The following is a 24898-nucleotide window of genomic DNA, read 5'->3' on the forward strand; positions in this document are numbered from 1 at the left end:
AACGTCGACCTGCAAAAATGAGTGGAAGGGAGTACCCGCGGATCAAGCCGTCTGCGGCACAAACGTCATCGCAAGGCCGTTCATGCAGTAACGCAAACCGGTGGGTTTTGGCCCATCGTCGAAAACATGGCCCAAATGACCGCCGCAACGCCGGCAGTGGACTTCTTCGCGCAGCACCCCGAAGGAACGGTCCTGACGAGTGGCCACCGCCTTGTCCAGCGGTGCCCAGAAACTCGGCCAACCGGTTCGGCTGTCGAACTTGGTCGCGGAAGAAAACAGCGGCAGCTCGCAACCGGCACAGGCAAACGTACCTTCGCGGTGCTCATTGTTCAGCGGGCTGCTGTAGGCCCGTTCAGTGCCCTCTTCGCGCAGGATTTCGTACTGCTCGGCGCTGAGCATGGCGCGCCATTCACTATCGCTGTGAGTCACCTCGAACACCTCCGCCGCGCCGGCATCACTGACCAGTGCAGAACGCGCGGCAAATTTTGGCAATACACCGATGACCAGGGCTGCAGCGCCTAGCCCGCCGCTTGCTACGAGAAACTGTCGCCGTGAAAACATGGTCGTCTCCGAAAATTCCAGGGGCCTGTCATGGAACACAGCCTAGGCTTGGGTTGATCGCCAAATCCTCACGAGAAGTTAAACAATTCGTGATAACTCAGGCCCCGAAAAACCCGCACAATGCGCTCATTGCGCCGAAGGATTGAGCTTGATGGAACAGACCAAACGCGTCCTTGTGGTCGAGGACGACCTGCATATCGCCGACCTTATCTGCCTGCATCTACGCGATGAGCAGTTCGAGGTGGTGCACTGCGCCGATGGCGATGAAGGCATGCGCCTGCTGCAGCAAGGAAGCTGGGACGCACTGATCCTCGACCTGATGCTGCCCGGCGTCGACGGCCTGGAAATCTGCCGCCGCGCCCGCGCCATGGCCCGCTACACACCGATCATCATTACCAGTGCGCGTTCCAGCGAAGTGCACCGGATTCTCGGGCTCGAACTCGGCGCCGACGATTACCTGGCCAAACCCTTTTCGATGCTCGAACTGGTGGCCCGGGTAAAAGCCCTGTTGCGACGGGTCGACGCCATGGCCCGCAACCTGAAAATGGACGCCGGCAGCCTGATCACGGACGGCCTCGCCATCGACCCGATCACGCGCGATGTGTCCCTTGACGGTCGCCGCCTCGACCTCACGCCACGGGAGTTCGACCTGTTGTATTTCTTCGCCCGTCAGCCCGGCAAAGTGTTCTCGCGCATGGACCTGCTCAACGCCGTCTGGGGCTACAGCCATGAAGGCTACGAGCACACGGTCAACACTCACATCAACCGCCTGCGGGCAAAGATCGAGGCCGATCCGGCGCAACCGGCGCGCATCCTCACGGTGTGGGGACGCGGCTACAAATTCGCGGCCAGGGAGGTGCAGACGTGAAACTGACCCTGACTCAGCGCCTGTCTCTGGTATTCGCCCTGTTGCTGCTGGTGTGCTGCGGCACGTCGGCCTGGATGCAGGTGCGGTCCAACAAGATGCATGAGCTGGAAGTGGTGCAAGGGTTGTCGCGGGATCTGGCCCGGCACATCGCCCATGACACCGTGCTGATGGACACCCAAGGCCTGATGCCCGACGCCGTGCGCGACCTGTTCAGCCAACTGATGCTGGTCAATCCCAGTGTCGAGGTCTATCTGCTCGACCCCGAGGGCCGGATTGTCGGCAGTGCTGCGCCCGAGGGTCGGATACATCGGGAGCGGGTCGACCTGACGCCGATCCAGCGTCTGCTCAAGGGCGATGCCCTGCCGATTCTCGGCGACGATCCGCGCAGCGTCGATGGCCGCAAAGTGTTCAGCGCCGCGCCATTGCAGGTCAATGGCAAACAGGTGGGTTATCTCTATGTAGTGCTGCTCAGCGAAGAACACGACCGCTTCGCCGAACGCGGCGCCACCAGCGCCGCGCTGAATACCGCGCTGTTGTCCATCGGGCTGGTGGCGTTGCTGTGCCTGATTGCCGGTCTCACGGCATTCGCCCTCATCACCCGACCTTTGCGCCGTTTGACCGAAACCGTCAGCCGGTTCGACATTGATGGCGCTCCGGTAACGCCACCTGCATCCGCTCCGATGGAAAAAGCCGCCAGCCACGATGAAATTGCCATACTCGACGCCACCTTCCGGCAGATGCAGGCACGCCTCGGCGAGCAATGGCGCTCATTGACCCGCCAGGATCAGGAACGCCGCGAACTGGTGGCCAACATCTCCCACGACCTGCGCACGCCTCTGGCCTCGCTGCACGGTTATCTGGAAACCTTGTCGCTCAAGGACGCCACGTTGTCCCCCGCCGACCGCCGCCGTTACCTGGGCATCGCGCTGGATCAAAGCCGCAAGGTCGGTGGTCTGGCGCAATCGCTGCTGGAACTGGTGCGCCTGGAACATGGCTTCGTGCAACCGGTACTGGAGCGCTTCTCGCTGACCGATCTGGTGCAGGACATTTTCCAGAAGTTCGAACTGACGGCCGAGGCGCGTCACGTCGAACTCAAGGCCACCTTCGCATCCAATGTTTCGGCAGCCTGCGCCGACCTTGGCTTGATCGAGCGGGTGCTCACAAACCTGTTCGACAACGCCCTGCGTCACACCCCGCAAGGGGGAGAAGTCGAGCTCAGCCTGCGCCCTCAAGGACCTTTTATCGAAGTCACCGTCAGCGACACCGGCCCCGGCATTGCTGCCGAATTGCGCGAAGGTCTGTTCCTGCGCCCGTTCAACATTGGCGGCGCACGGCGTGACGGTGGACTGGGGTTGCGGATCGTGCACCGGATCCTGCAATTGCACGGCCGCGAGATCCAGCTGGTTGATGTTCCCGGCCGCGGCGCGACCTTCCGCTTTTCGTTGGCGGTGGATCAGCAAACGGCCGAGCAATTGGCGGTGCGGTCGATGAATCTGAATTCGCTGGGGAAATAGTCGACTGCCAGGGCTGCAGCAACGGCTAATATCCCGGCACCCATTTCGGCAAGGACGCTGCACGATGCTCAACACCCTGCAAAACACCCCATTGTGGGTGTACGCGATTTTTCTACTGCTGTGCTACTACGGTGTCAAAGCCCTGTCCCCGACCCGTGAAAGCAAAACTTCATTGTTCGTCACAGCGCCGATTTTGCTGGTCTGGTCACTGTATTCGCTGAACCTGACGCTGAACCGCCACTCTTGAGATGTTGCTGCTCAAGGCGTCGGCTTCGGGTTTTGTCTGTGGACTGATCAGCGGTCGGGCGTTGAAGTTTTATCGGCTGCTGCTGGCACTTCAGGCAAAACGCCCTCAGATAGCCGCCGGTTAAAAGCCGCGGTGCCAAAAATGATGACCAGCCGCCTGTTCATCCGTGACAACGCCGCCTCGGTCCAATAGATTAGGCGGCCTGAAAAGGCCCAGAGCTTTCTCGCCTCAATCCAAGTTAAAAGAAGTAGTGAAATTTCAATGTCCGATTCCAATACCGCTGAATCCGTAGTCACCTTGTCGTCCAAAGCGGAATACGAAAACTCCATCAATCTTTCACAGCACGTGCCCCAGGCCAAGACCATCAGCGAGATGGTCCTGGACGCTTTCCAGTCCACCCGGGAAAGCGACCAGATCCGCGAGCTGCGCGCCGCGATTCGCCAGGCTCACGACAGCTTCGACGACGATAAAGCCTACGATTTGATGGGCGAACTCAAGCAGCTCAAGGACGCCGAGGCTGCCGACATTGCCGCCCTGGAAGACTTGAGCAGCAAATTCCCGATCAGCCGGATTCTCTCCAGCTTCAAGGACGACCCGGCCTTTCAGGAATTGGTCTATGGCCTCGCACTGAAAGTGCTGAACCAGACCCACCAGGCCATCAGCAACCCGAGCAGTAGCAAAAGCAAGGCTGCTCGCGCCAAGAAAGATGTCGAAGTGTTCACCATCAGCAAAGACGGCATCAGCGTCACGCTGCCGCTGCGCACCCCGCGTTCGCGACTGAACGTTGACCGTGAGGCACTGGAGTTCCTGGGCTTTACCTTCGTCGGCGAAGGCGAAGAAGCGGAGCTGGAAAGCGAGACCTTCCTGGACAACGCCGGGGCCGAACAAGCAGTTAACCGCAAGAACATCATCACCGCGCTTCAGCAGCAAACCGCGTTCGATGGCTTCAGCATCGCCGCGCAGTAACACGTTCCATCAGTAGCGCTTTCAGCGCCACTGACCCAAGAGCCCCGCCCTAGAGCGGGGCTTTTTATTGCCCGTGATTTTATAAAATCGACAATTCCCCTTCCTGTCGTTATCGCCCACACCAAGACAGTTGCAAAGTGCCACCCCGTTCGGCAATCAATGCCCAAAGGCACTCATGCCACGGTGATTCGGCGCCAGAAAAACACTTTTCCTTAACCCTTCAGCACCACGGGTCCGCCTGCAGGGAGCGTCAACTCACTTTCCAGCCCAAGACTTCAGTGGTGCGATTGCTGAGGTCATCATGAACACAACTCCCCTTTACCGTCAGTTGGCCAACCACTACCTCGACGCGATCCGCAGCGGCACCTTGAAAACCGGTGAACGATTTCCCTCCATTCGGCTGATGATGGAAAAACACGCCGTCAGCCTGTCGACCGCCGTGCAGGTTTGTCGTGAACTCGAGGACTGTGGCGTGCTGGAAGCCCGGCCGCGCTCCGGCAACTACATTCGCCAGCCCGATACGTTGCGAAAACCCATCCCGATCACGTCTCCCCCGCCGCTGGACACCGGTGTCTACGTCGGCATTCACGAGCAGGTGTCATCGGTCCTCAAAGCCAGTCAGCGCGCGACGATCAAGGTCAATTTCGCCAGTGCCTTCTGCGCGTCGGAACTCTATCCGTTGAAGATCCTGCAAGATCATATGATCAAGGCGCTGCGTCACGATCCGCACTTGCTCGGCGCGGCGGGCTCCACCTGCGGCAACAGCACATTGCGCAGCATTCTTGCGCGACGGGCGCTGACCGCAAAGTCCAACCTGCCAGCGGAAAAGATCGTGATCACCAACGGCGCGACCGAAGCGATCAACCTGGCCTTGCGCGCGGTCACCCAACCGGGTGACACCGTGGCTGTGGAGTCACCGACCTTTTACGGCTTGCTGCAAATTCTCGAAAGTCTAAACCTGCGGGTGCTGGAGGTCCCGGCGACTGCGCACGCCGGAATCAATCTGTTCGCCCTTGAACAATTGCTCCAAGGCCCCGAACGGATTCAGGCGCTGATCGTCATTCCCAACCTGCAAAATCCGCTGGGCAGCATCATGCCCGACGCCAACAAGGCGCGGCTGGTACAACTGTGCGCCGAGCACGCCACGGTGTTGATCGAAGACGACACCTATGGCGATCTGGTGGATACCGAGCAGCCGCTGTCCACGCTCAAGCACTGGGACCGCACCGACAACGTGATCTATTGCGCATCCCTGAACAAAACCCTGGCACCGGGCATTCGCCTGGGCTGGATCAGCGCGGGGAAATGGCACGACCGCGTGGAAATGCTCAAACACACCCAGTCCCGGGGATGTGAGGCGTTGTCGCAATTGGCGGTCAGTGCGTTCATGAAGACACCGTCCTACGAACGTTACCTGCGCCGTTTGAGGAAAATCCTGACTCAACAACGCCAGCAAATGAGCGCGGCGATTATTCGCTACTTTCCCGCCGGCACCTGCGTGACCACCCCTCGAGGCGGTACGTTGTTATGGGTGGAACTGCCGCGCCACCATTCATCCATGGCGTTTTTCCATGAGGCATTGAAGGCCGGCATCCAGATTTCACCTGGGGATATCTTTTCCAACGCCCAGCGTTTCAATCACTTTGTGCGCATTGGTTGCGGCGCGCCGTATTCACCGCGGATAGATGAAGCCCTGGCGACTCTCGGCCAACTCCTCAAAAACCAGCGATGAACACACCCACTGTAGGAGCGAGGCTTGCCCGCGAAGAACGATAATGCGGTCAGTCTGACCGACCGCGTAATCGTTCTTCGCGGGCAAGCCTCGCTCCTACAGGGTTCAGCGTTGGGTTCAGATTGGGTTTTGGTGCAGGCAAATGATGTGCGGATCGTCATTCCAATGCGGGAAGCGCTCGGCAATCAGTGGGTCATGACCGGGGATGACGTGATCCTCGCCGTCGGCCAGGCTGTCGATCAAGCTGAACGCCTCAAGCGTCTGCGCCAGATCATCCAGAATCGGAAACGGACTGCGCTGACGGATGTTGGCCCACAAGTGCGCGGCATCCGAGGCCAGAACAATCCACCCGCGCGCGGTGTTCACCCGCACCACCTGGCTACCCGGTGTATGCCCGCCCACCGGGTGCAACGTCACACCGGGAACCACCTCCACCGTGCCGGTGTGCAAGCGCATCCGGCCTTCAAACAGCGGTGGAAGCGCCGACATCACGTCGTCGACCTCGTAGGTTTTGTTCACCGTGTGATGGGCCATTTTCGGCCCGGTGCAGAAGCGCAGTTCCGCTTCTTGCAAATGCACCGTGGCCTTGGGGAAAAGCCCCAGGTTGCCAGCGTGATCCCAGTGCAAATGGGTGAGGATCAGGTTGTCGACCTGCGCCGGATCAATATCCAGTTGGCGTAGGGATTCTTCCGGCAGGCGATACATCTGACGGTTGCGCCGGTCTGCCGTGGCCGGTTGAAAACAGGTGTCGACCACGATCACCTGCTGCTCGTTACGAATGACCCAGAAGTAATAATCCAACGGCATCGACGCATTCGGATCGCCGCAGCAGGCATCGTAGAGAAAGTTCTCCCGGGCGGTGCGTTGGGCATTGGCGCCGACACGGATCGCGAATACTTCGTACACAGGAACGGACATATTCACCTCCTGGTTCAGGCCGCTGCGGTGGTTTTGAGGGTCGGACGGAAGTCGAAATCGATCTCGTCGCTTATCCCCAGATCCTGGGCCAGACGGTGCAGGCCACTGTAGTCCCGCATGATCGTGGCGTTCTTGTTGCTCTCCCGGGTGTCCGCGATGATCAGCGCGGCATCCTCGACCCCTAGCTGCGTGAGAATCGCCTCCCACATCGAGTAGTCCTGGGCGACAAAGGCACTCAGCGCCACCGACAACGTGCGAGCGAAAAACGCCCGTTGGGTCGGCTGCATGTTCGCGTACATGACCTTCGCCACTTCAGCGAGAATCTTGCTGTGGGCATATTCGTCGCGGTTATGCAGTTCGGCCACGCGGCGGTTTTGCGGTTGAATGCTCTGGTCATCGGCCAGCAAATCCAGATAGGCGTTGACGCTGATCTCGGCCACCACCGCAAAGGTGATCGCCGCGAGGTCGCGCTGCCACTGCTCCGGCAGTTCTTCGCGCAGGGCGATCAGCCGCAGGTAGGTGACCGACGGCGGCAGATCCAGATCCTGATCGAGCGCCCGCTCCAGCTTGGTCCGTTCGATGGCCCGCAGGTGCATGAGCGTGTGGTAGTGCTCGTCGATCAACGTCTGTTGCATGGCCTCGCGAAAATGCCAGTCATCCTTGCCCAGGTATTGATTGGCGATGACGCTCAGCGCCGGGTTCACCACGTGTTCTTCGGCGGTCACCGTGCGCAGGTTGTAGCCGATCCAGCCCCAGGTCACCACGGTGCTTTTGAGTTCTTCGCTCAGGGTCTGGAATTTCGGATGATGGAAAAACGGCACCATGCACTCCGGGTAATCCGGGCGCGTCGGGTCGAATGCTTCGCTGGCCTCGGCCTTGTCCGGTGCACACACGGTGGCTCTTTTGGTCCACGCCTGATTCAGTCGCACGACCAGTTGATGATCGACCTTGGCGATCTCGATTGCTGTTTGCATGACGCGATACCTGTAGGACGCGTACCCGATGACGGGTACGCCAATAGAATTAAGGGCGACGGATGAATCAGGCCAGCCAATAGCGGGTCAGGTTTCGCGCCGGGTCAGTGTATCGGCTACGGGCGTGGATCATTCGCCAGTTGTCCCAAATCAGCATGCATCCGTCGGGAATCAGCACCGGGGTGTTGTGCTCGACGAAATACGCTTCGCCCAGGACTGCAAACCTGGCCAGTGGCGAGGCGCTGTTGGCGACTTGCGAGTGCAGCAGGGCTTCCTTGGAAGGATTCACATCGCCGTAGTGAAACTGGTTGTAGCTGAAGCGGAAAATGTCCCCGTCCTCTGTAGGCGTCAGGATGTATTCCTTGACCCGCCGTTGCGCGGCTTCACCGGGTTTGGCGGTAGCGACGAATTCCACAGGCGTGTCGTCGATCCATTCACGCAGCTCGGGGTCGGTGCGTTCGAGAAACGCCAGCAATTCATAACCATCCACCAGCCCTGTATGCCCGCCACCACACGTAGCCTGTTGATGACAATGCAACGCCAGGTAACGCGGCGGCGGTCCATATACCGGTGCTTCGGTGTGTGGGCCGATGCCGTTCATGCTCTGGGAATACGGCAAGTCTTCGTACCCCGGCTTGCGGGTGATGGCGAACGCGGTCTGCCCGTTGAATTGCGGAATGACCGGGCCGAACTCATGCAGCGTGCCGAGCACATCGTCGGCGAACTCGTCCGGCGTCAGCACTGTCCAGCCTCGCGCCGACAACTCTTCGTGGCGGTGGCCCAGTGAAACGTAAGGTTTAGACGCAACAATCCCTTGATCTGACATGGTGAGATTCCTGGCGGTTTATCAGGCGTTGACGGTTGAGGTGTAGGCGGCAATGAATTCACGGCAGGCGTTGCCCGGTCGATAGTGATGTTCATCGATGCGCTGCACGGGTGTGATTTCGGCAGCGGTACCGGTAAGAAAACACTCGTCGAAGTCGCCAAGCTCCGTAGGAACAATGGTTCGCTCCACCACCTGGTAATCCAGCGCCTTGGCCAGTTCGATGACGGTCTGACGGGTAATGCCGTTGAGGAAACAATCCGGCACCGGGGTGTGCAACGTCCGACCTTTGACGAAGAACACGTTGGCGCTGGTGGCTTCGGCAACGTTGCCGCGCCAATCGAGCATCAAGGCGTCGTGGTAACCGCTGTTTTCAGCATCGTGCTTGCTCAGCGTGGCGATCTGATAATGCCCGGATGCCTTGGCTTCAAACGGGCTGCAGCTCGGTGGTGGACGACGCCACTCGGCGGTTTTCAAGCGAATGCCGGCCATGTGCCCGGCCGGGTCGAAATAGCTCGGCCATTGCCAGCAGGCGATCGCCACATGGACGCTGTTGAAGCGGGCCGAGGTGGAAATCATTTCACTGCCGCGCCATGCCACCGGCCGCAGATAGCCGTCGACCACGTTGTTGCGTTGCAGCAGCTCATGGCTGGCCGCTTCCAGCTCGGCCAGCTCATAGGGAATGACGAAATCCATCAACTGAGCCGAGCGATACAAACGCTCGCTGTGTTCGCGCAGTTTGAAGATCTTGCCGTTGTAGACACGCTCCCCTTCATACACCGTGCTCGCGTAATGCAGGCCGTGGGTCAGCACATGCAGACGGGCCTGGGACCACTCGACAAACTCGCCGTCGAGCCAGATGAAACCTTCTCGCTGATCAAACGGAATACCGCTCATATCCATATCTCCTGATGAATCGTCCTACGCCGTTTCGAGCAGAACCGGTATTAATTCGGGCGCCGGCGCAACCACAAGATCAGGCTCGGGCTGAAAGAAGAACAAGCGCTCGCCGAACGCCGGCCGCAACTCATCGAACCAGGTCGCTTGCGGATCGAAGCGCGCATAGAACGTGCGCAACACCCATTGCGGATCGCGCGCCTGGAGGAACTGCAGCACGAAGACTTTTTCCCCGGCCACGGTTTCGATGCCGTTGATCAACACCTTGCCGTAGAAGGTGCTCATGGACGGACCGCGAACCGTGCGCGCCAATCCGGACACCGTGCGATACGCCGCCTGAAAGATCTCGAATGCCCGGGCCAGCGGCATCGCGAAGTAATGGCTGGGGCCGGTATCGCGCTCGACAAACATGTAATAAGGCACGGCGCCGAGCCGCACGCCTTCGGTCCAGAGCGCGGCCCAATCAGCAGGGTTCTCGTTGATGTGCCGAATCACCGGCGCCTGCATGCGCAACGTCGCGCCGCTGGAACGAATGCGTTCGATGGCCTGGCGGGCGATGTCCTGACGGATCTCCACCGGGTGGTTGTAGTGCCCCATGATCGAGAGATTTTTCCCCGCCGCGACGATCCGCTTAAACAGCTCCAGCAGCTCGGGCGCGTCCTTGTCGCTGACAAACCGTTGCGGCCAATACGCCACGGATTTGGTGCCGATGCGGATGTTTTTCAGGTGGGGCAAATCCAGTAACGGCTCGATGTACCCGGCCAGCGAACGGGTGTTCATGATCATCGGATCGCCTCCGGTGATCAGCACATCGGTGACTTCGGTGTGCACCCGCAGGTAACTCACCAGCTCCTGGGATTCGCGCGCATTGAATTTGAGTTCTTCTTCGCCGATGAACTGCGCCCAGCGGAAACAGAACGTGCAGTAGGCGTGGCAGGTCTGACCGGCGCCGGGGAAAAACAGCACGGTTTCGCGGTACTTGTGCTGAATACCCGGTAGGACTTTTCCGTCTAGGGTCGCGCCGTTGTGGGTCAGTTGCCCGGCCGGATGCGGGTTCATGCGCAACCAGATCGCCTCGATCCGCCGCTTGATGGCGACGGCGTCATCCCGTTCGATCAGTTGCTTGAGCGACGCGTACTCGTCCGGCAGCAGCATGTCCTTGTGGGGAAAGGTCATGCGGAAAATCGGATCGTCCGGGATGTTGTTCCAGTCGATCAACGTGCCCAGTACATATTCATTGGTGCGAAACGGCATGACCCGGGCCACGACGGTCATGGCTTCCTGCAACGCTGGCGTCAGTTTCTGCCAGTACGGTGTGTCTCGAATGGTGCGTGAGTTATAGGGCTTGTAGCGTTCCTGCTCCGACATTCCCTGCATGGCAGCGCTCCTGGTGATTAGCTGGCAGTTCTTACTGGATGGCCGGCGCGGCGCGCTCTATGTCCATCCATGCCCGAACACTGTCGCGATCCCACTGGCGGCGGACATACGCGGCGAGTCGGGAAGGAACCTGATCACCATTGGCGACCAGTCGGTTGAGCATGATTGCCAGGTCGGTGTCGGCAATGCTCCAGTCACCGAACAGATGCTCGGCGCCTCCCTCCAGCAATCGATCGGCGACAAAGAACAAGCGGTCGACGGCGGCCAGGGCATCGTCGGACAGCGGGGTATCTTTTTTGCCGAAATAAATAAGGTCTGCCGGGCGTTCTTTGCGAATGACCAACAAATCACTGCGCAACCAGGCCTGGAGTTGACGGGCGCGGGCGCGCTGTTTGATGTCCTGCGGTAATAGTTTGTTATGCCCCGGCGCTATTTCTTCCAGGTATTCGGTAATGGCCGAAGATTCCGACAATGCGAAATCCTGGTGAACCAGCGTGGGAATCCTGCAGGTCAGCGAAAGATTACGGTAAGTCGCCTGGTAGTTTTCTCGCGACTTCAAATCCAGCGTGACCAGTTCAAACGGAAGTTGCTTTTCCTTCAATGCAACAAACGCCGACATCGCAAAGGCACTGACAAAATCCGCACCAACATACAGTTTAAGCTTTGCACTTTCCATAGAACGCTCCCTTGCATTAACCACATTAATCCGTTGCCTTGGAAGTGATCGTAGTTAGTTGCTCAAGCGCTGAACAGATACAGAAATTATCTGTTTCTATCGATACAGAAAGTTCAAAAACGCAGGTCGCCCGGAGGATTTTTCAGGGTCGCAGAAAAGAAAAAGGGAGTCAGCGAACGCTGACTCCCTGGTGTACAACGAAGGGAAAATGACGGTTGGACAGTGATCAGGCCTGGCGATCGCCCAGACTGGAAAGCGACGCCATCTGCGGCATGTTACTCATGTTGAGCATCGCCAGCGGCTCGTCGTCGCTGGTGTTGACGAAGCCGTGCCGGGTCCATGCCGGCACCAGCAGCACATCGCCCATGCTGACGTTCACTTCGTCGGCATCGCCCAAGGTCAACGCGCCGCGCCCGGACTGAATGATAAAAAGGTGCCACCACGAATGAGCATGCCCGTTCAACACCGCGCCCGGTTTCAACCATTGCATGGACACCGCCATCCCTGGCGTCAACTTGCAACCTTCGATGCTGTTGTCGTGAGCCAGCGCGACAATATCGACTTCGCTGGCCTCGAGGCTCTGACGCATGTCGGTCAGTTCACCCCTCTTCCACACCTGTGCACTGACCGGAGGCTGGTGCAAACTCTGACGAAAATCCTTATATGAAAAAAACGCACCTTGAACGTTATTCATCGCGAGTTCCAACTTATGTTGTCGACTTTAATGACCGAACCTTAGGCCAACCATTCAGTGCTGTAAAGCCGAACAACTAACACTTATAACGCTGACGGTTTCAGCGCTGCAATCATGTCGACTTCTATCGCGGCATTTTTCGGTAATTGATAAACACCCACGGTCGTTCGAGTATGTTTACCGGCGTCCCCCAACACATGACTGAATACATCCGACGCGCCGTTGGCCACTTCGCTGAGATCAACAAAGTCTGCCGTGGATTTCACATAGACCGTTACCCGTATCAGCGACTTTATTTTATCCAGCGAACCAATGGCATCAACGATCAGCGCCAGCCCGCGCATCGCGCTGATGCTGGCTGCCGTTTGAGCATCCGCCATGCTCAATTCCAGGCCGACTCTGCCGGGGTACTGGATTTTGCCGTTCATGCGCGGCACCAGGCCACTGATGTACAGCTCATCGTGATGCCGAACCAGCGGGGCATAATGCCCGCCGGCGGTGTTCTCGCCGTAGATGTCATAGCCGAGCTCTTTTGCCAGGTCGATGAAACGCTCATCACAGCTCTTTTGCTCAATCATTTACCAAACCCTCTGAATCAATAATGCAAAAAAACGCAGGCCCCACCGGCTCAACCACAAGAAGCCCTCGTCGCCGGTGCCAGGCACGTGACTTCAACGCGTGACTCGATCGCCTCTGCCAGCCGCAACAGGTTGTCGCTGAGTTGTCCGTAGTCCTTGCTGAACAACACGATGTGGCCGATGAATGAGGTGTTGTCTTTCACCAATGCCGTGACCGAATCACCGACGCGCTTGGCATACACCGCTTCCACCAGTTCGATGTTCAGTTTCCGGGCCAGCGATTCGATGTCTGGCGTGGCGCGTAAAAGACCGCCGGCCGGTGCCCTGAGCAGACGGATGCCGCAATAACCTCGGGCGACGGGATCGTGGTGTTCGGTCTTGCCTTCCACCGCCCATCTGACCCAGCGTTCCCAAGGATCGAAATCCACGAACGCCAGACGGGCCAGGTCCCAGATGTGCATGCCGCCGGGGCGCATGTTGGTTTCCACTGCCGAGGTCAGGCCATCGGTGCGCAGGAAAACTTCGTTGTGGTAGGCGCCGTTATCCAGCGAGACCAGCCCGGACATGTGATGTCCCGCAGCCGCCAATCGAGCCTGCACGTCGGCCGTCAACGGCGCAGGCACCACTTGCTGGATTTCCGCGCGATAGGCGCCTTCAGTGGTGGTTTTTTCGGTAACCCAAGTGCTGCCTGCCACGTAATCCCAGCTGTATTCCCGGGCGTTCTGGATCAGTTCTTCGAGCACGATGCCGCCTTCGCGATACGGCTTGAGTGCGTGCCAGGCCTCGTCGCATTCGGACGGATGATGGATGACCCGACACCCTCTGCTCGCCCCTTCACACGCCGGTTTGATAAATGCCTTGCCGCCCAGTTCGATGACCCGCTGGCGCAGTTCCGGCAGGCTCTCGATGCGTGCGGAAAACACCGGCCGGTAATGCTCCGGTGCAGTGCTGGCAGCCGCTTCCAGCTTGCGAAAGATCTGCTTGTCCAGCCCCGCCCGTGCCTCGCCCGGGGTGATGCCGGGCAGGCCGAAATGGGAAGCCAGCGCGGCGCCGAGCAACACGCCACGGTCGGAAAAAGGCAGAACTCCGATCAGTTTCCAGCGATCGGCGTTCAAACACCCCACCACCAGTTCGAGGGAGGCCGCTACCGCTTCAGGCGCCAGTGAAGTGCTGCAGACGTGATCGGCCACCTGCTCGTCATCGGGCTGAATCTTGTCGACCAGCAGGATGAGCCGGGCGTTATAGAGCGTTTTGCAGAGCTCGCGCAGTTTCTGGATGTCGTGAACCCGATTGCCGTTGTACCCGACCACGACTACGCATGATGTCGTATTCATGAAGCCTCCGACCTGTGAAGTGAATAGCGCAACCGCGCTGAGTCAGTCGTGCAACGACGCATTGGATTTACGGTTGAGGTAGTACCAGGCCAGGATCCCGCCCGCGCCAATGGCGGCCAGCACCAGTGCGTTGTACGGCGGCGGCACGACCCGCATGATCAGTACCGTCAGCCCGGCGCCAACGCCGAGGGAGACTTCCTTGACGAACATGTTGTTTTGTTTGACGGAGAAGTAATCGAGGTAGCTGAACGCACATTCGGCGAGGGACAGCAGCGCCACCCAGATCAACGCGCCGGCGAGGGTTTCGACGTGAAAAGCGGCCGGAGACGAAAGCACCGCAAAACCGCCGACGATGATCCCGATCACCGCGACCACCTTGAAGCGCCCGGTGCGTTCGATCAGTTTCATCATCGGCACCTGAGCGAACACCACCACCGCGCTGTTGAGGATCAGCATCAGGCCATACCAGGCCGGTAATTCACCGGTTTCGAGCAGGATGGCTTGCGGCAGGATCGAGAACACGCCGAACAGTTTGATCCCCATGATGATGCCGGCGATCACCCACGGCAGTTTGTTGCGCCAGCCGCTGCCGTCCTGGGTCACCGGGTGGGCAACGACCGGTTGAGTGGTGAACGTTGCGCCCATGGCGATGGGCAAACAGAGCAGTACGAAAGCGGCGGCGCCGAGGAAAAACATGCTTGGGGTCAACAGGGGCGAGAGCAGGATCAACCCCGCCAGCAGGCTGCCCATGTTCATGGCGACGCGGTTGTAGGCCGCGCCCTCTTTGGTCTGAGCGGCTTCGCTCTTGATCAGGTAACCGGCAATGGCGATGCCGTAGGCAAACAACGCGGCGGCGAACATCACCATGCCCTGGTTGCTGGTGACCGCGAGCAGGACCAATCCGAGGGCGGCGCAGAGCAACGTGACACTCAGCGAACGCCGGCCCAACACCAACAAGGTCAACGGCAACAGCAACAGCAAGGCCCGATAACCGAGGGCGAGGATGCTGTTGGTGGCGGTGTCGAGCCAGACGTTGGCCTTGCCCAGCACGGCAAACAGCGACACGGCCGTGATGATTCGGATTGTGAACAGGCGAATGTTAATCACCGGTTTGGCGATGGCGACCGTTGTTTCTACACTCATGCAACACCTCTGGAACCAAGCGATTGCCAAGGCCACAGGCGCTGACAATCAAGAAAGTCTGTAAGGTGATGGTAGAGAGAGACGTTTGTTTTCATCAGAGCAAGTTCGTATAGAATCCAACGAACTTTACTGCCGGAGAGACCAGTAAAATGCAGGTTCAGCGTGCAGTGATCGCCGCCATCGAGTTCCAGCAGGGTGTACCGCTGGTTCAGCAGATCGTCGATCAGTTATCGGAGGCCATCAGCCACGGAGGCCTGCCTCACGGCTCCCGGCTGCCGCCGATTCGCGAACTCTCCGAGTTGATGAACGTGGGCAAATCCACGGTGGTGGATGCGCTGGACCGCTTACGGGCCAAGGGTTTGGTGGTTTCACGCCAGGGCTCGGGGCATTACGTGCACCGTTCCAGCACCTCGATCAAGACCGATGCCGGCCCGGACCTGCAACCTCAAGACACCCTCAGCGTGGTCCGCCGCGCGGTACTGCTGGACAATGGCGCGCTGCGCCCTGGGGCCGGTTTCCTGCCGTCCTCGTGGCTGCCGGCTGAAGAGTTGCTGAAAGCCGTGCGCGGCACGTTGCGCGCAACCTCCCTGCGCATGGGCGAATACGGCGTCGCCAGCGGTTATCTGCCGCTGCGCGAGGCGTTGCAAGTCAAGCTGGCGGCCTTGGGCATCGAAGTGCCGGTGGCCCAGATCATCACCACGGCCAACACCGTGCAGGCCATCGACATGCTGATGCGCCTGCTGGTCAAACCCGGCGACACCGTGCTGCTCGACGATCCGTGTTACTTCACCATGCACACCAATCTGGCGTTGCATGGTGTCAGGGTCATCACCATCCCTCGCGGGAGTGACGGCATGGACCTTGAGGCCTTCGAGCGACTGCTGATTGCCCATCGTCCCGTGCTCTACATGACCAACAATACCTTGCACAACCCGACCGGGCATTCATTCACCCCGGCGCAGGTTTATCGCTTGCTGGAGTTGAGTCACCGCTATGGTTTTCACATCGTCGAAGACGACTTGTATTGCGACTTGCAGCAACGAAGCACGCCGCGTCTGGCAGCGGGCGGGCTGGACAATGTCAGCTACGTGTCCGGTTTCTCCAAGACCCTGACGGCTAACAGCCGTGTCAGCTACGCGGTACTGTCACCGCAACTGGCTGCGCGGCTGGTTGCGCTCAAAATGGCCGCCGGTGGCATGACCTCGGAACTGGCGGAGCAGATTATCTGCACGATGCTCAGTGATGGCAGCTATGCCAAACATACCCGGCGCACGGTGGATCGGCTTTACGAGTCGAGCAGTCGGGTGACGAGTTGGCTGGAGGAGGCAGGTTGCTCGGTGTCTTCGCTGCCGGGGGAAGGGTTGTTTATCTGGACGCGTCTGCCCGAAGGGCTGGATGCCGAAACACTGGCCAGGAAAGGCCTGGAAATCGACCTTGTACTGGCGCCCGGCACCCTGCTCAGCAAAGCGCCGAGCGCCAGCCACTTCCTGCGTTTCAACGTGGCGCACAGCGATAACAGCCAGGTGCGGGAACGGTTCTTTCGGTTGCTAGACACACAAAGTAAATAACTACCCGACACCGTCCCTGTGGGAGCGGGCTTGCTCGCGAATGGGGCAACTCGGTCCACCAGAGCACACCCAATAAAAAGCCCCGCTCTTCTCTCGAAGGCGGGGCTTTTTGTGCAGCATCCGGATCTTAAGGCGCGTACGTCAGCAACAGCTCACTCGGCACTTTAAAGTCCAGCGACATCATCACACTCAACGCGGTAATGGTGAAGATCGAGAACACGAACAGCTTGCGTGCCCAGACCGTGTCATCCACTGCCTTGTAACCGGTCCAGGCCATGTACAACCAGTACATGCCCATGGCCGCGGCGACGGCGAGGTAGCTCATGCCGGCGTAGCCGCTGAAGGTCAGCATCAAGGTCGCCACGAGGAACGCCAGGATGTAGAGCAGGATGTGCTTCTTCGCCACTTCAATACCGCGCTTCACCGGCAACACCGGAATCGATGCAGCCAGGTAATCGTTGAAGCGAAAGATCGCGATGGCGTAGGAATGCGGCATCTGCCACAGGCTGAACATCACCAGCAACGTCAGTGCGGCCATGTCGAAGCTGTTCGTCACAGCGACGTAGCCAATCACCGGCGGCATGGCGCCCGACAGACTGCCCACCAGCGTGCCGTGAACCGACTTGCGCTTGAGGTACAGGCTGTAGAAGCCGACGTAGATGACAAAACCGATCACCGCGAACAAAGCGGCCAACGGGTTGGCCACTTTGTACAACAGTGCAACGCCGAAAACACCAAGGACGGTCGCAAACGCCAGGGCCAGTTTCAGGGAGATCAAGCCCTGGACCAGCGCCCGGTTTTTGGTGCGTTCCATCTTCAGGTCGATGTCGCGGTCGATGCAGTTGTTGAACACGCAACCGGAAGCCACCACCAGCGACGTGCCGATCATGGCGGCCAGGAAAATGGCCAGATCGACATGCCCTTTCGAGGCCAGGAAAAATCCGCCTGCCACAGAAAGCACGTTACCGAAAATGATCCCCGGTTTGGTGATTTGGATAAAGTGCTTAAAGGACATCCGGACTTTCCTCAGTGCGCCATCATGTTGGAGTGGATGCTGAACATGATCCACAGCGACAGGCCTACCAACAGGACGATGACCAGTGCAGCGAAGACAAACGCGATCACGTTGTTACGCTGGGCAGCGGAGCGGTCCAGGTGGAGGAAGTACACCAGGTGCACCAGCACCTGGATGACTGCGAAGGCCAGTACGATCCACAGGGTCAGGGCTTTCGGCAGCGATGGGTACATCACCAGGCCGAAAGGAATGACCGTCAGGATCACCGACAGAATGAAACCGATAGCGTAAGACTTGACGCTGCCGTGGCTGGCGTCGTGGCTATCGTGGGAATGAGCGTTAGCCATTTACATAGTCCCCATCAGATAAACAACGGTGAATACGCAGATCCACACCACGTCCAGGAAGTGCCAGAACAGGCTCAGGCAGCTCAGACGGGTCTTGTTGGTCGCCGTCAGGCCGTTTTTCTGCACCTGGTACATCATGATCGCCATCCAGATCAGACCGCTGGTCACGTGCAGACCGTGGGTGCCGACCAGGGTGAAGAACCCGGACAGGAAGCCGCTGCGGCTAGGACCGAAGCCCTCGGAGATCAGCATGTGGAACTCGTTGATCTCCATGCCGATGAAGCCGGCACCGAACAGGAAGGTCATGCCCAGCCAGCCCAGGACCTGGTTCTTCTTGCCCTTGAACAACGCCAGCATGGCGAAGCCGTAGGTGATCGAACTGAACAGCAGCAGAGCGGTTTCGCCCAGTACGTACGGCAGTTCGAAGATGTCGTGGCCCGACGGGCCACCTGCTACGTTGTTAACCAGTACCGCGTACGCTGCGAAGATCGATGCAAACAGAATGCAGTCGGTCATCAGGTAGAGCCAGAAACCGAATACGGTCATCTCGCCCGAGTCGTGGTGATGGTCGTCGTGCCCATGGTCCGTGCCATGGGCGTGTCCAGCAGTGGTCACTAAGTTCGACATGGTTTAAGCCTGTTCCAACGAGGTTTCAACACGGGTGGCGGTGGCTGGAACTTTCCCGGCCGCTACCAGACGCTTGTGCTGCTCGGCTTCGATGCGCTCGATCACGTCGACCGGCACCATGTAGCCTTGATCATCACGTGCAGCGTGGATCACGAAGTAGCCCACGGTGCCAACCAGGCCAACGATGGCCAACCACCAGATGTGCCAGATCATCGCGAAACCGAACACGGTCAACAGAGCGCCCATGACCACACCGGTCGCGGTGTTGTTTGGCATGTGGATCGGTTCGTAACGGGCCGGAGCCTTGTACGCGGTACCGTTTTCCTTGGCTTCGGTGAACGGATCGATGGTGTCCGCTTTTGGCAGCACGGCAAAGTTGTAGAACGGTGGTGGCGACGAGGTCGACCATTCCAGCGTGTGGGCATTCCACGGGTCACCGTGGTCGCACATGTTTTCTGGCTTGTTGCGATCACGCACGCTGACGTACAGCTGGATCAGCTGGCAGGCGATACCGACCGCGATCATCACCGCACCGAACATGGCGACGTACAGGTACGGCACCCACTCAGGGTTGGTGGTGGCGTTCAGGCGACGGGTCATGCCCATGAAGCCCAGTGCATAGAGCGGCATGAACGCGACGAAGAAGCCCGAGATCCAGAACCAGAACGCTGCCTTGCCCCAACCTTCGTGCAGCTTGAAGCCGAACGCTTTAGGGAAGTAGAAGCCGAAGCCTGCGATGTAGCCGAATACCGCGCCGCCGATGATCACGTTGTGGAAGTGAGCGATCACGAACAGGCTGTTGTGCAGGACGAAGTCCGCACCCGGGATGGCCAGCAGTACGCCGGTCATGCCGCCGATGGCGAAGGTCACCATGAAGCCCAGGGTCCACAGAACCTGGCTGGTGAAACGCAGACGCCCTTGATAAATGGTGAACAGCCAGTTGAATAGCTTCACCCCCGTCGGGATCGAAATCAGCATCGTCGCCAGACCGAAGAAGGCGTTGACGCTGGCACCCGAACCCATGGTGAAGAAGTGGTGCAGCCAGACCATGAAGCCCAGGATCGAGATCGCGCCCGATGCGTAGACCATCGAGTGGTGGCCGAACAGACGCTTGCCAGTGAAGGTCGAGATGACTTCGGAGAAGATCCCGAACGCCGGCAGAATCAGGATGTAAACCTCGGGGTGACCCCAGGCCCAGAACAGGTTGACGTACATCATCGGATTGCCACCAAGTTCATTGGTGAAAATGTGGAAATCCATGTAACGGTCAAGCGTCAGCAGTGCCAGGGTAGCGGTCAGGATCGGGAACGAGGCCACGATCAGGACGTTGGCCCAGGTGCAGGTCCAGGTGAAGATCGGCATGTCCATCAGCTTCATGCCCGGGGTACGCATTTTCAGCACGGTAGCCAGGAAGTTGACCCCCGTCAGCGTCGTACCTAACCCGGATAGCTGTAGCGCCCAGATGTAGTAATCCATCCCCACGCCCGGGCTGTATTGCAGGCCCGACAGCGGCGGATAGGCAACCCAACCGGTCTTGGCGAATTCGCCGACGCCCAGGGACAGGTTGATCAGCACCACACCCGACACCAGCAGCCAGAAGCTCAGGGAGTTCAGGAACGGGAAGGCAACGTCACGCGCGCCGATCTGCAGCGGCACTGCAAGGTTCATCAGGCCGGTGAAGAATGGCATCGCCATGAAGATGATCATGATCACACCGTGAGCGGTGAAGATCTGGTCATAGTGTTCAGGCGGCAGGTAGCCAGGCGAACCCTCGGTGGCCATGGCCAACTGGGTACGCATCATGATGGCGTCGGCAAAACCGCGCAGCAGCATGACCATGGCAACGATGATGTACATCACGCCGATTTTCTTGTGGTCGACCGAGGTCAGCCACTCGGACCACAGGTAGGTCCACTTCTTGAAATAGGTGATTGCAGCGAACAGCGCCAGACCACCGAGCGCGATCATGGCGATGGTTATCATCACGATCGGTTCGTGGAACGGGACCGCTTCCCAACTTAATTTACCAAACATCGTTTACTCCTCTGCCCCGGCAGCTGAATGCGAACTCATGTCCATCCCTTCCATGGCGGCCATTTCGTGCTCTTTCTTCTCGTGGTGCATCGGCTTGCCCGGATTCATACCTTCGTACTTGTCGACGATGATCTGGAACAGGTTTGGCGTGACCGAGGAGTAGAGCTCGACTGGGTTGTTCTGGCTTGGCTTGGAAAGGGCTTCGTATTCAGCTTTTTCAAGCTGTTTAGGTGCCTTTTTGACTTCGCTGACCCAGGCGTCGAAATCTTCCTGAGAGGTGGCGATAGCTTTGAATTTCATGCCGGTGAAACCAGCGCCGCTGTAGTTGGCGGAGATACCGTCCATTTCAGCGTTCTGGTTGGCGATCAGGTGCAGTTTGGTCTGCATGCCGGCCATCGCGTAGATCTGGCCGCCCAGCGCCGGGATGAAGAACGAGTTCATCACGGAGTCCGAAGTTACCTTGAAGTTGATCGGCGTGTGCGCCGGGAACACGATCTTGTTGACGGTGGCGATGCCTTGCTCTGGATAGATGAACATCCATTTCCAGTCCAGCGCGACGACTTCAATGGTGATCGGCTTGACGTCGGACTCCAGCGGCTTGTAAGGATCCAGCGCGTGGGTCGACTTGTAGGTGACATAACCCAGGGCAATGATGATCAGCACTGGAACAGCCCACACCGCGATTTCAATCTTGGTGGAGTGCGACCATTTCGGCGTGTAGACGGCGTCGGTGTTGGACGCGCGGTATTTCCAGGCGAACAGGAAGGTCATGACGATGACCGGAACCACGACCAACAGCATCAGCAGCGTTGCGGTGATGATCAGGTTTCGCTCGTCCAGGCCGACCTGGCCCTTGGGATCGAGCAAGGTCATGTTGCAGCCTGACAGCAACAACGTGCCGATCAGCGGCAATAAGCCTAGTAGTCTGGGGTACCTGTTTTTACTCATCTCACGACCTCTAAAGCAGCTTGCGCAATGCAGTTGGGTTTTGATCGCCAACACTTCACCCTGCCAAGGGTTGGCATTTTTCTTGGATTGAATAAGTGGCTGCCCGTCGCGCGTCAGACGCTGTTCGACAAATCCTGGGCCAGCGTTGAGTTCTTATTCGAATTCGTGGTCAAAGGCCTTGTTACAGACCAATTCCATTTGGTGCGGATAGTTGGAAGGCACCGACACCTGGGAGTCGCATGAAGCCAATTGGCCTCTCGACGCCCTATTCCTGCTCAGGGATGAGCAGTGCCGGGAATTCAGTGCGGGCGATTGTAGATATGTAACGTTTTATAAACCATGTCTCATCCCGAAATAATTTTTATCCATTCCAGCAACAATCATTAACGGTATTTGCAAAAGTGCGCCATGGTATCGAAATTCATTCTCAACAAAAACACCAAAAATTGTAGGTCTACCTCAGGTAGTTCAGACAGTATCGAAGGCTCTGCGCCCTCCTTCGATCCTGCCAAGGCCCCCATGTGACAAGGGCTTCGCCGATTCGCCAGGGCCTGTTAAAACTGCCTGTTCCGGATTATTCGGGCTGAAGTTACCAGACGCTAAAACAGGCCAATTTTGTTGCGTAGTCATGTACCAATCCGGCACCCTGAAATGCCTTGCGACACTCCCGCTGTGACAACATGTCGCACACGTGCCACACCCAGACTTATCGCGCATCAAGGTCATTTTACCTGTGTCCTGAAATGCAAAACGCCCCGGCCCCCTCAACGAGGGCCGGGGCGTTTTTTTGTGTGGCAGCGATGGCGGCGGATGACTTCAGCGCAGTGCTTTGCGGTTACGCGAAGTGAGCAGCGGCACCAGCACCACGATCAGCACAAAGGCTAGCAGCGCCCACTGTGCAAGCGACAGACCGAGGATCGGCGGGTACGGCGTGGAGCAGAAGCCGTCGACCTGGAAGCCCAGCGGGAAGATCTTCGCCAGTGGCAAACCGTCGACAATCGGTTGCAGTACATCGATACCGCAACTGACCGCCGGATAGAACTGGGTATAGACGTGATGCCCGGCCACTCCGACGCCTGCCAGGGCGCAGATCACCACCAGGGTTTCAAATACGGTGATGCTGCGACGGGTGCGCATGGCCGCGCCGATGAACGCGAAGAGCGCGATCAGCAGCAACGCATAACGTTGCAGGATGCACAGCGGGCATGGCGCCTCGCCCAGAACAATTTGCATGTACAGCGCGCCACCGATCAGCGCCAGGCAAATGATGCCCAGCAACACCAGATAGCGCCGTTCACGGCCCAACCGCATCGTTTCCTCGCTCATTGCGTTTCCCTTCTAAATATCGATTGCCCGGAAGTCTACACGCTGGCCCTGACCTTTGAGAGTCCGGCGCGCACAGCGGGGTATCGGGGAATAGACGACAAGCCGGTTAAGAAGGGATTAAATCTCAAGCCATCTGGAGCAGGCGAACTAATGCTTAACGCTAATTCATTGTAGGAGCGAGCCTGCTCGCGAAAAACGCCTGAACAACGCGTTCATTCAGACAGCCCGCGTTATCGTTGACGTCCATCGCGAGCAGGCTCGCTCCTACAGGGGGAAGCGTGCTTGATCAGTCGCCGTAGATATCAGACTTGAAGTACTTCTCTGAAATCTTCTGGTACTCGCCACTGGCGCGAATGCCGTCGATGGCCGTGTTCAGCTCGGAGACCAACTCGGTGTTGCCCTTGCGCACCGCAATCCCGGCGCCCTCGCCCACGTATTTCGGATCCTTGAGCTCCGGCCCGACAAAGGCATAACCCTTGCCACGAGGCATCATCAGGAAGTCATTCAGCGGGATGGTGTCGGCAAAAATGGCATCGAGGCGACCGGCAGCCAGGTCCATGTAGATCTCTTCGTTGTTGCCGTAACGCTTGACGTTGATACCCTTCGGTTCAAAAACCTCAGTGGCATAACGGTCGGTGGTGGTTGCACGCTGCACACCGACCGTCTTGCCCTTGAGGCTGGCGTATTGGTCATCCACGACTGCGCCTTCCTTCATCACCAGACGCGATGAAGTGAAGTAGTACTTGTGGGTGAAATCCACCGACTTCTTGCGGTCTTCGTTGATGGTCATGGACGACAGCGCCATGTCGATTTTCTTCACTTTAAGCGAAGGAATCAGACCGTCGAACTCACCTTCGACCCAGACGCACTTGACCTTCATCTGCGCGCACAGGGCATTGCCGATGTCGTAGTCGAACCCGACAATCTCACCTTTATCGGTTTTGGACGCGAACGGTGGATAAGCTGCTTCGATGCCGACACGCAGGGTTTTATCGGCGGCGAACAGGCTGCTGCACGCCAACAGGCTCAGGGCCAGACCGGTGATGAGGGGGAATCTCTTCATGTTCGTTCTCTCGCGGGTTGTTGTTGGTTTGGCAAGACAGAAGAAAGAGCAGAAACGGGGAAGCGCTTTTTTGTACTTATAAATCCATACTGGACTTTTATGTATTGATCGTCAATCAGGACGCCAGCAGTTCTGCCAGCCGATGGTCGGGAGGGGAATTCAGGGGGAATTGATCGCTCCCACGCAGGAGCATGGGAACGATCTTTATCGGCTACTTACTGCTTCCAGCGATCCGCCGCCGCATGATCACTGTCGCGCCCTTCAACCCAACGCGCCCCGTCAGGGGTGCTTTCTTTCTTCCAGAACGGTGCGCGGGTTTTCAGGTAGTCCATGACAAAGGCGCAGGCATCGAACGCCGCTTGGCGGTGGGCGCTGGCAGCGCCGACGAAGACGATCGGCTCCCCCGGTTCCAGGGCGCCGATGCGATGCAGCACTTCAAGTTTGAGCAGCGGCCAGCGTTGCTCGGCCTCTGTGGCGATCTTGGCGAGGGCTTTTTCGGTCATGCCCGGGTAGTGCTCAAGGAACATCCCGGCGACGTCGAGTCCGTCATTGAAGTCGCGAACATAGCCGACAAAACTCACCACCGCCCCCACGCCCACATTGGCGGCATGCATGGCGTTGACTTCAGCACCCGGATCAAACGCCGTGGATTGCACGCGAATCGCCAT

The 24898-nt window shown here is 58.6% G+C and carries 25 protein-coding genes; 6 read left to right on the plus strand and 19 right to left on the minus strand.

Translation table 11 applies throughout. The annotated features are described in order from the left end of the window. Positions 1–42: 42 nt before the first annotated feature. On the minus strand, positions 43–561 hold the full coding sequence (gene msrB / locus QF010_RS05345) for a peptide-methionine (R)-S-oxide reductase MsrB (protein ID WP_429511031.1): 519 nt from the start codon (positions 559–561) through the stop codon (positions 43–45). A 151-nt stretch (positions 562–712) separates the two neighbouring features. On the opposite strand from msrB, the gene QF010_RS05350 reads away from it, so the two are divergent. The 5 genes from QF010_RS05350 to QF010_RS05370 all read left to right on the plus strand — a co-directional run bounded on the left by QF010_RS05350 (position 713) and on the right by QF010_RS05370 (position 5888). Next, positions 713–1429 (plus strand): response regulator transcription factor, encoded by a 717-nt coding sequence (locus tag QF010_RS05350; protein ID WP_429532553.1) that lies wholly within the window; start codon positions 713–715, stop codon positions 1427–1429. After that, the gene (locus tag QF010_RS05355) at positions 1426–2943 is read left to right on the plus strand and encodes a sensor histidine kinase (RefSeq protein WP_429511032.1); all 1518 of its coding nucleotides are present in this window, start codon (positions 1426–1428) and stop codon (positions 2941–2943) included. The genes QF010_RS05350 and QF010_RS05355 overlap by 4 nt, the downstream gene beginning before the upstream one ends. A 64-nt stretch (positions 2944–3007) precedes the next feature. Further along, positions 3008–3190: a hypothetical protein gene (locus QF010_RS05360; protein ID WP_429511033.1), complete on the plus strand. Its 183-nt coding sequence runs from the start codon at positions 3008–3010 to the stop codon at positions 3188–3190. Positions 3191–3451: 261 nt separating this feature from the next. Beyond that, a complete protein-coding gene (locus QF010_RS05365) occupies positions 3452–4156 on the plus strand; it encodes a hypothetical protein (protein ID WP_429532554.1) in 705 nt (234 codons plus the stop codon). Positions 4157–4457: 301 nt separating this feature from the next. Continuing rightward, positions 4458–5888, plus strand: a complete 1431-nt coding sequence (locus QF010_RS05370; RefSeq protein WP_429511035.1) for an aminotransferase-like domain-containing protein — start codon at positions 4458–4460, stop codon at positions 5886–5888. Positions 5889–6005: 117 nt separating this feature from the next. Here the strand turns inward: QF010_RS05370 and QF010_RS05375 are convergent, their stop codons facing one another. The 10 genes from QF010_RS05375 to QF010_RS05420 form a co-directional block, all read right to left on the minus strand. Further along, complete coding sequence (locus tag QF010_RS05375; RefSeq protein WP_033061073.1) at positions 6006–6806, minus strand: N-acyl homoserine lactonase family protein; 801 nt, start codon at positions 6804–6806, stop codon at positions 6006–6008. A gap of 14 nt (positions 6807–6820) precedes the next feature. Next, on the minus strand, positions 6821–7780 hold the full coding sequence (locus QF010_RS05380; protein WP_033061072.1) for a diiron oxygenase: 960 nt from the start codon (positions 7778–7780) through the stop codon (positions 6821–6823). Between the two features lie 67 nt (positions 7781–7847). After that, complete coding sequence (locus tag QF010_RS05385) at positions 7848–8606, minus strand: TauD/TfdA family dioxygenase (protein ID WP_429532555.1); 759 nt, start codon at positions 8604–8606, stop codon at positions 7848–7850. 21 nt (positions 8607–8627) lie between these two features. Beyond that, complete coding sequence (locus QF010_RS05390; protein ID WP_429511038.1) at positions 8628–9500, minus strand: branched-chain amino acid aminotransferase; 873 nt, start codon at positions 9498–9500, stop codon at positions 8628–8630. Between the two features lie 24 nt (positions 9501–9524). Beyond that, positions 9525–10877 carry a KamA family radical SAM protein gene (locus QF010_RS05395; RefSeq protein ID WP_429511039.1) on the minus strand — a complete coding sequence of 451 codons (1353 nt, stop codon included), beginning with the start codon at positions 10875–10877 and terminating at the stop codon, positions 9525–9527. 31 nt (positions 10878–10908) lie between these two features. Next, positions 10909–11553 carry a glutathione transferase gene (gene yfcF / locus QF010_RS05400; protein ID WP_429532556.1) on the minus strand — a complete coding sequence of 215 codons (645 nt, stop codon included), beginning with the start codon at positions 11551–11553 and terminating at the stop codon, positions 10909–10911. A gap of 226 nt (positions 11554–11779) precedes the next feature. After that, entirely contained in the window at positions 11780–12247 is a 468-nt protein-coding gene (locus QF010_RS05405; RefSeq protein ID WP_429532557.1) for a cupin domain-containing protein, read from the minus strand. 83 nt (positions 12248–12330) lie between these two features. Next, positions 12331–12825, minus strand: a complete 495-nt coding sequence (locus tag QF010_RS05410) for a RidA family protein (protein ID WP_033061063.1) — start codon at positions 12823–12825, stop codon at positions 12331–12333. Positions 12826–12875: 50 nt separating this feature from the next. Then, positions 12876–14159: a biotin carboxylase gene (locus QF010_RS05415; RefSeq protein WP_429532558.1), complete on the minus strand. Its 1284-nt coding sequence runs from the start codon at positions 14157–14159 to the stop codon at positions 12876–12878. A 42-nt stretch (positions 14160–14201) separates the two neighbouring features. Beyond that, entirely contained in the window at positions 14202–15302 is a 1101-nt protein-coding gene (locus QF010_RS05420; RefSeq protein WP_033061060.1) for an MFS transporter, read from the minus strand. Positions 15303–15451: 149 nt separating this feature from the next. Here QF010_RS05420 and QF010_RS05425 point away from each other — a divergent pair, with 149 nt between their 5' ends. Continuing rightward, positions 15452–16870, plus strand: coding sequence for an aminotransferase-like domain-containing protein (locus QF010_RS05425; protein WP_429532559.1), 1419 nt, complete (start codon positions 15452–15454; stop codon positions 16868–16870). Between the two features lie 127 nt (positions 16871–16997). Here QF010_RS05425 and cyoE read toward each other — a convergent pair whose 3' ends face one another. The 8 genes from cyoE to moaE form a co-directional block, all read right to left on the minus strand. Further along, positions 16998–17885: a heme o synthase gene (cyoE, locus tag QF010_RS05430; protein ID WP_008147631.1), complete on the minus strand. Its 888-nt coding sequence runs from the start codon at positions 17883–17885 to the stop codon at positions 16998–17000. 11 nt (positions 17886–17896) lie between these two features. Next, on the minus strand, positions 17897–18232 hold the full coding sequence (gene cyoD, locus QF010_RS05435) for a cytochrome o ubiquinol oxidase subunit IV (RefSeq protein WP_008147629.1): 336 nt from the start codon (positions 18230–18232) through the stop codon (positions 17897–17899). Next, positions 18233–18859, minus strand: coding sequence for a cytochrome o ubiquinol oxidase subunit III (locus QF010_RS05440; RefSeq protein ID WP_008147627.1), 627 nt, complete (start codon positions 18857–18859; stop codon positions 18233–18235). A 3-nt stretch (positions 18860–18862) separates the two neighbouring features. After that, positions 18863–20893: a cytochrome o ubiquinol oxidase subunit I gene (gene cyoB / locus QF010_RS05445; RefSeq protein WP_033061035.1), complete on the minus strand. Its 2031-nt coding sequence runs from the start codon at positions 20891–20893 to the stop codon at positions 18863–18865. 3 nt (positions 20894–20896) lie between these two features. After that, on the minus strand, positions 20897–21841 hold the full coding sequence (cyoA, locus tag QF010_RS05450; protein WP_008147621.1) for a ubiquinol oxidase subunit II: 945 nt from the start codon (positions 21839–21841) through the stop codon (positions 20897–20899). Positions 21842–22657: 816 nt separating this feature from the next. Next, positions 22658–23167 carry a disulfide bond formation protein B gene (locus tag QF010_RS05455; RefSeq protein WP_033061033.1) on the minus strand — a complete coding sequence of 170 codons (510 nt, stop codon included), beginning with the start codon at positions 23165–23167 and terminating at the stop codon, positions 22658–22660. Between the two features lie 286 nt (positions 23168–23453). Next, the gene (locus QF010_RS05460; protein WP_033061032.1) at positions 23454–24230 is read right to left on the minus strand and encodes an ABC transporter substrate-binding protein; all 777 of its coding nucleotides are present in this window, start codon (positions 24228–24230) and stop codon (positions 23454–23456) included. Between the two features lie 215 nt (positions 24231–24445). Next, on the minus strand, positions 24446–24898 hold the full coding sequence (moaE, locus tag QF010_RS05465; RefSeq protein WP_429532560.1) for a molybdopterin synthase catalytic subunit MoaE: 453 nt from the start codon (positions 24896–24898) through the stop codon (positions 24446–24448).

The organism is Pseudomonas silensiensis (genome assembly GCF_050434865.1).
GTDB classification, from domain to species: Bacteria; Pseudomonadota; Gammaproteobacteria; order Pseudomonadales; family Pseudomonadaceae; genus Aquipseudomonas; species Aquipseudomonas fluorescens_W.

Coding starts and splice junctions, on each gene's coding strand:
- msrB (WP_429511031.1), bottom strand. CDS start 561: ATGTTTTCACGGCGACAGTTTCTCGTAGCAAGCGGCGGGCTAGGCGCT.
- QF010_RS05350 (WP_429532553.1), top strand. CDS start 713: ATGGAACAGACCAAACGCGTCCTTGTGGTCGAGGACGACCTGCATATC.
- QF010_RS05360 (WP_429511033.1), top strand. CDS start 3,008: ATGCTCAACACCCTGCAAAACACCCCATTGTGGGTGTACGCGATTTTT.
- QF010_RS05365 (WP_429532554.1), top strand. CDS start 3,452: ATGTCCGATTCCAATACCGCTGAATCCGTAGTCACCTTGTCGTCCAAA.
- QF010_RS05370 (WP_429511035.1), top strand. CDS start 4,458: ATGAACACAACTCCCCTTTACCGTCAGTTGGCCAACCACTACCTCGAC.
- QF010_RS05375 (WP_033061073.1), bottom strand. CDS start 6,806: ATGTCCGTTCCTGTGTACGAAGTATTCGCGATCCGTGTCGGCGCCAAT.
- QF010_RS05380 (WP_033061072.1), bottom strand. CDS start 7,780: ATGCAAACAGCAATCGAGATCGCCAAGGTCGATCATCAACTGGTCGTG.
- QF010_RS05385 (WP_429532555.1), bottom strand. CDS start 8,606: ATGTCAGATCAAGGGATTGTTGCGTCTAAACCTTACGTTTCACTGGGC.
- QF010_RS05390 (WP_429511038.1), bottom strand. CDS start 9,500: ATGAGCGGTATTCCGTTTGATCAGCGAGAAGGTTTCATCTGGCTCGAC.
- QF010_RS05395 (WP_429511039.1), bottom strand. CDS start 10,877: ATGCAGGGAATGTCGGAGCAGGAACGCTACAAGCCCTATAACTCACGC.
- yfcF (WP_429532556.1), bottom strand. CDS start 11,553: ATGGAAAGTGCAAAGCTTAAACTGTATGTTGGTGCGGATTTTGTCAGT.
- QF010_RS05405 (WP_429532557.1), bottom strand. CDS start 12,247: ATGAATAACGTTCAAGGTGCGTTTTTTTCATATAAGGATTTTCGTCAG.
- QF010_RS05410 (WP_033061063.1), bottom strand. CDS start 12,825: ATGATTGAGCAAAAGAGCTGTGATGAGCGTTTCATCGACCTGGCAAAA.
- QF010_RS05415 (WP_429532558.1), bottom strand. CDS start 14,159: ATGAATACGACATCATGCGTAGTCGTGGTCGGGTACAACGGCAATCGG.
- QF010_RS05420 (WP_033061060.1), bottom strand. CDS start 15,302: ATGAGTGTAGAAACAACGGTCGCCATCGCCAAACCGGTGATTAACATT.
- QF010_RS05425 (WP_429532559.1), top strand. CDS start 15,452: ATGCAGGTTCAGCGTGCAGTGATCGCCGCCATCGAGTTCCAGCAGGGT.
- cyoE (WP_008147631.1), bottom strand. CDS start 17,885: ATGTCCTTTAAGCACTTTATCCAAATCACCAAACCGGGGATCATTTTC.
- cyoD (WP_008147629.1), bottom strand. CDS start 18,232: ATGGCTAACGCTCATTCCCACGATAGCCACGACGCCAGCCACGGCAGC.
- QF010_RS05440 (WP_008147627.1), bottom strand. CDS start 18,859: ATGTCGAACTTAGTGACCACTGCTGGACACGCCCATGGCACGGACCAT.
- cyoB (WP_033061035.1), bottom strand. CDS start 20,893: ATGTTTGGTAAATTAAGTTGGGAAGCGGTCCCGTTCCACGAACCGATC.
- cyoA (WP_008147621.1), bottom strand. CDS start 21,841: ATGAGTAAAAACAGGTACCCCAGACTACTAGGCTTATTGCCGCTGATC.
- QF010_RS05455 (WP_033061033.1), bottom strand. CDS start 23,167: ATGAGCGAGGAAACGATGCGGTTGGGCCGTGAACGGCGCTATCTGGTG.
- QF010_RS05460 (WP_033061032.1), bottom strand. CDS start 24,230: ATGAAGAGATTCCCCCTCATCACCGGTCTGGCCCTGAGCCTGTTGGCG.
- moaE (WP_429532560.1), bottom strand. CDS start 24,898: ATGGCGATTCGCGTGCAATCCACGGCGTTTGATCCGGGTGCTGAAGTC.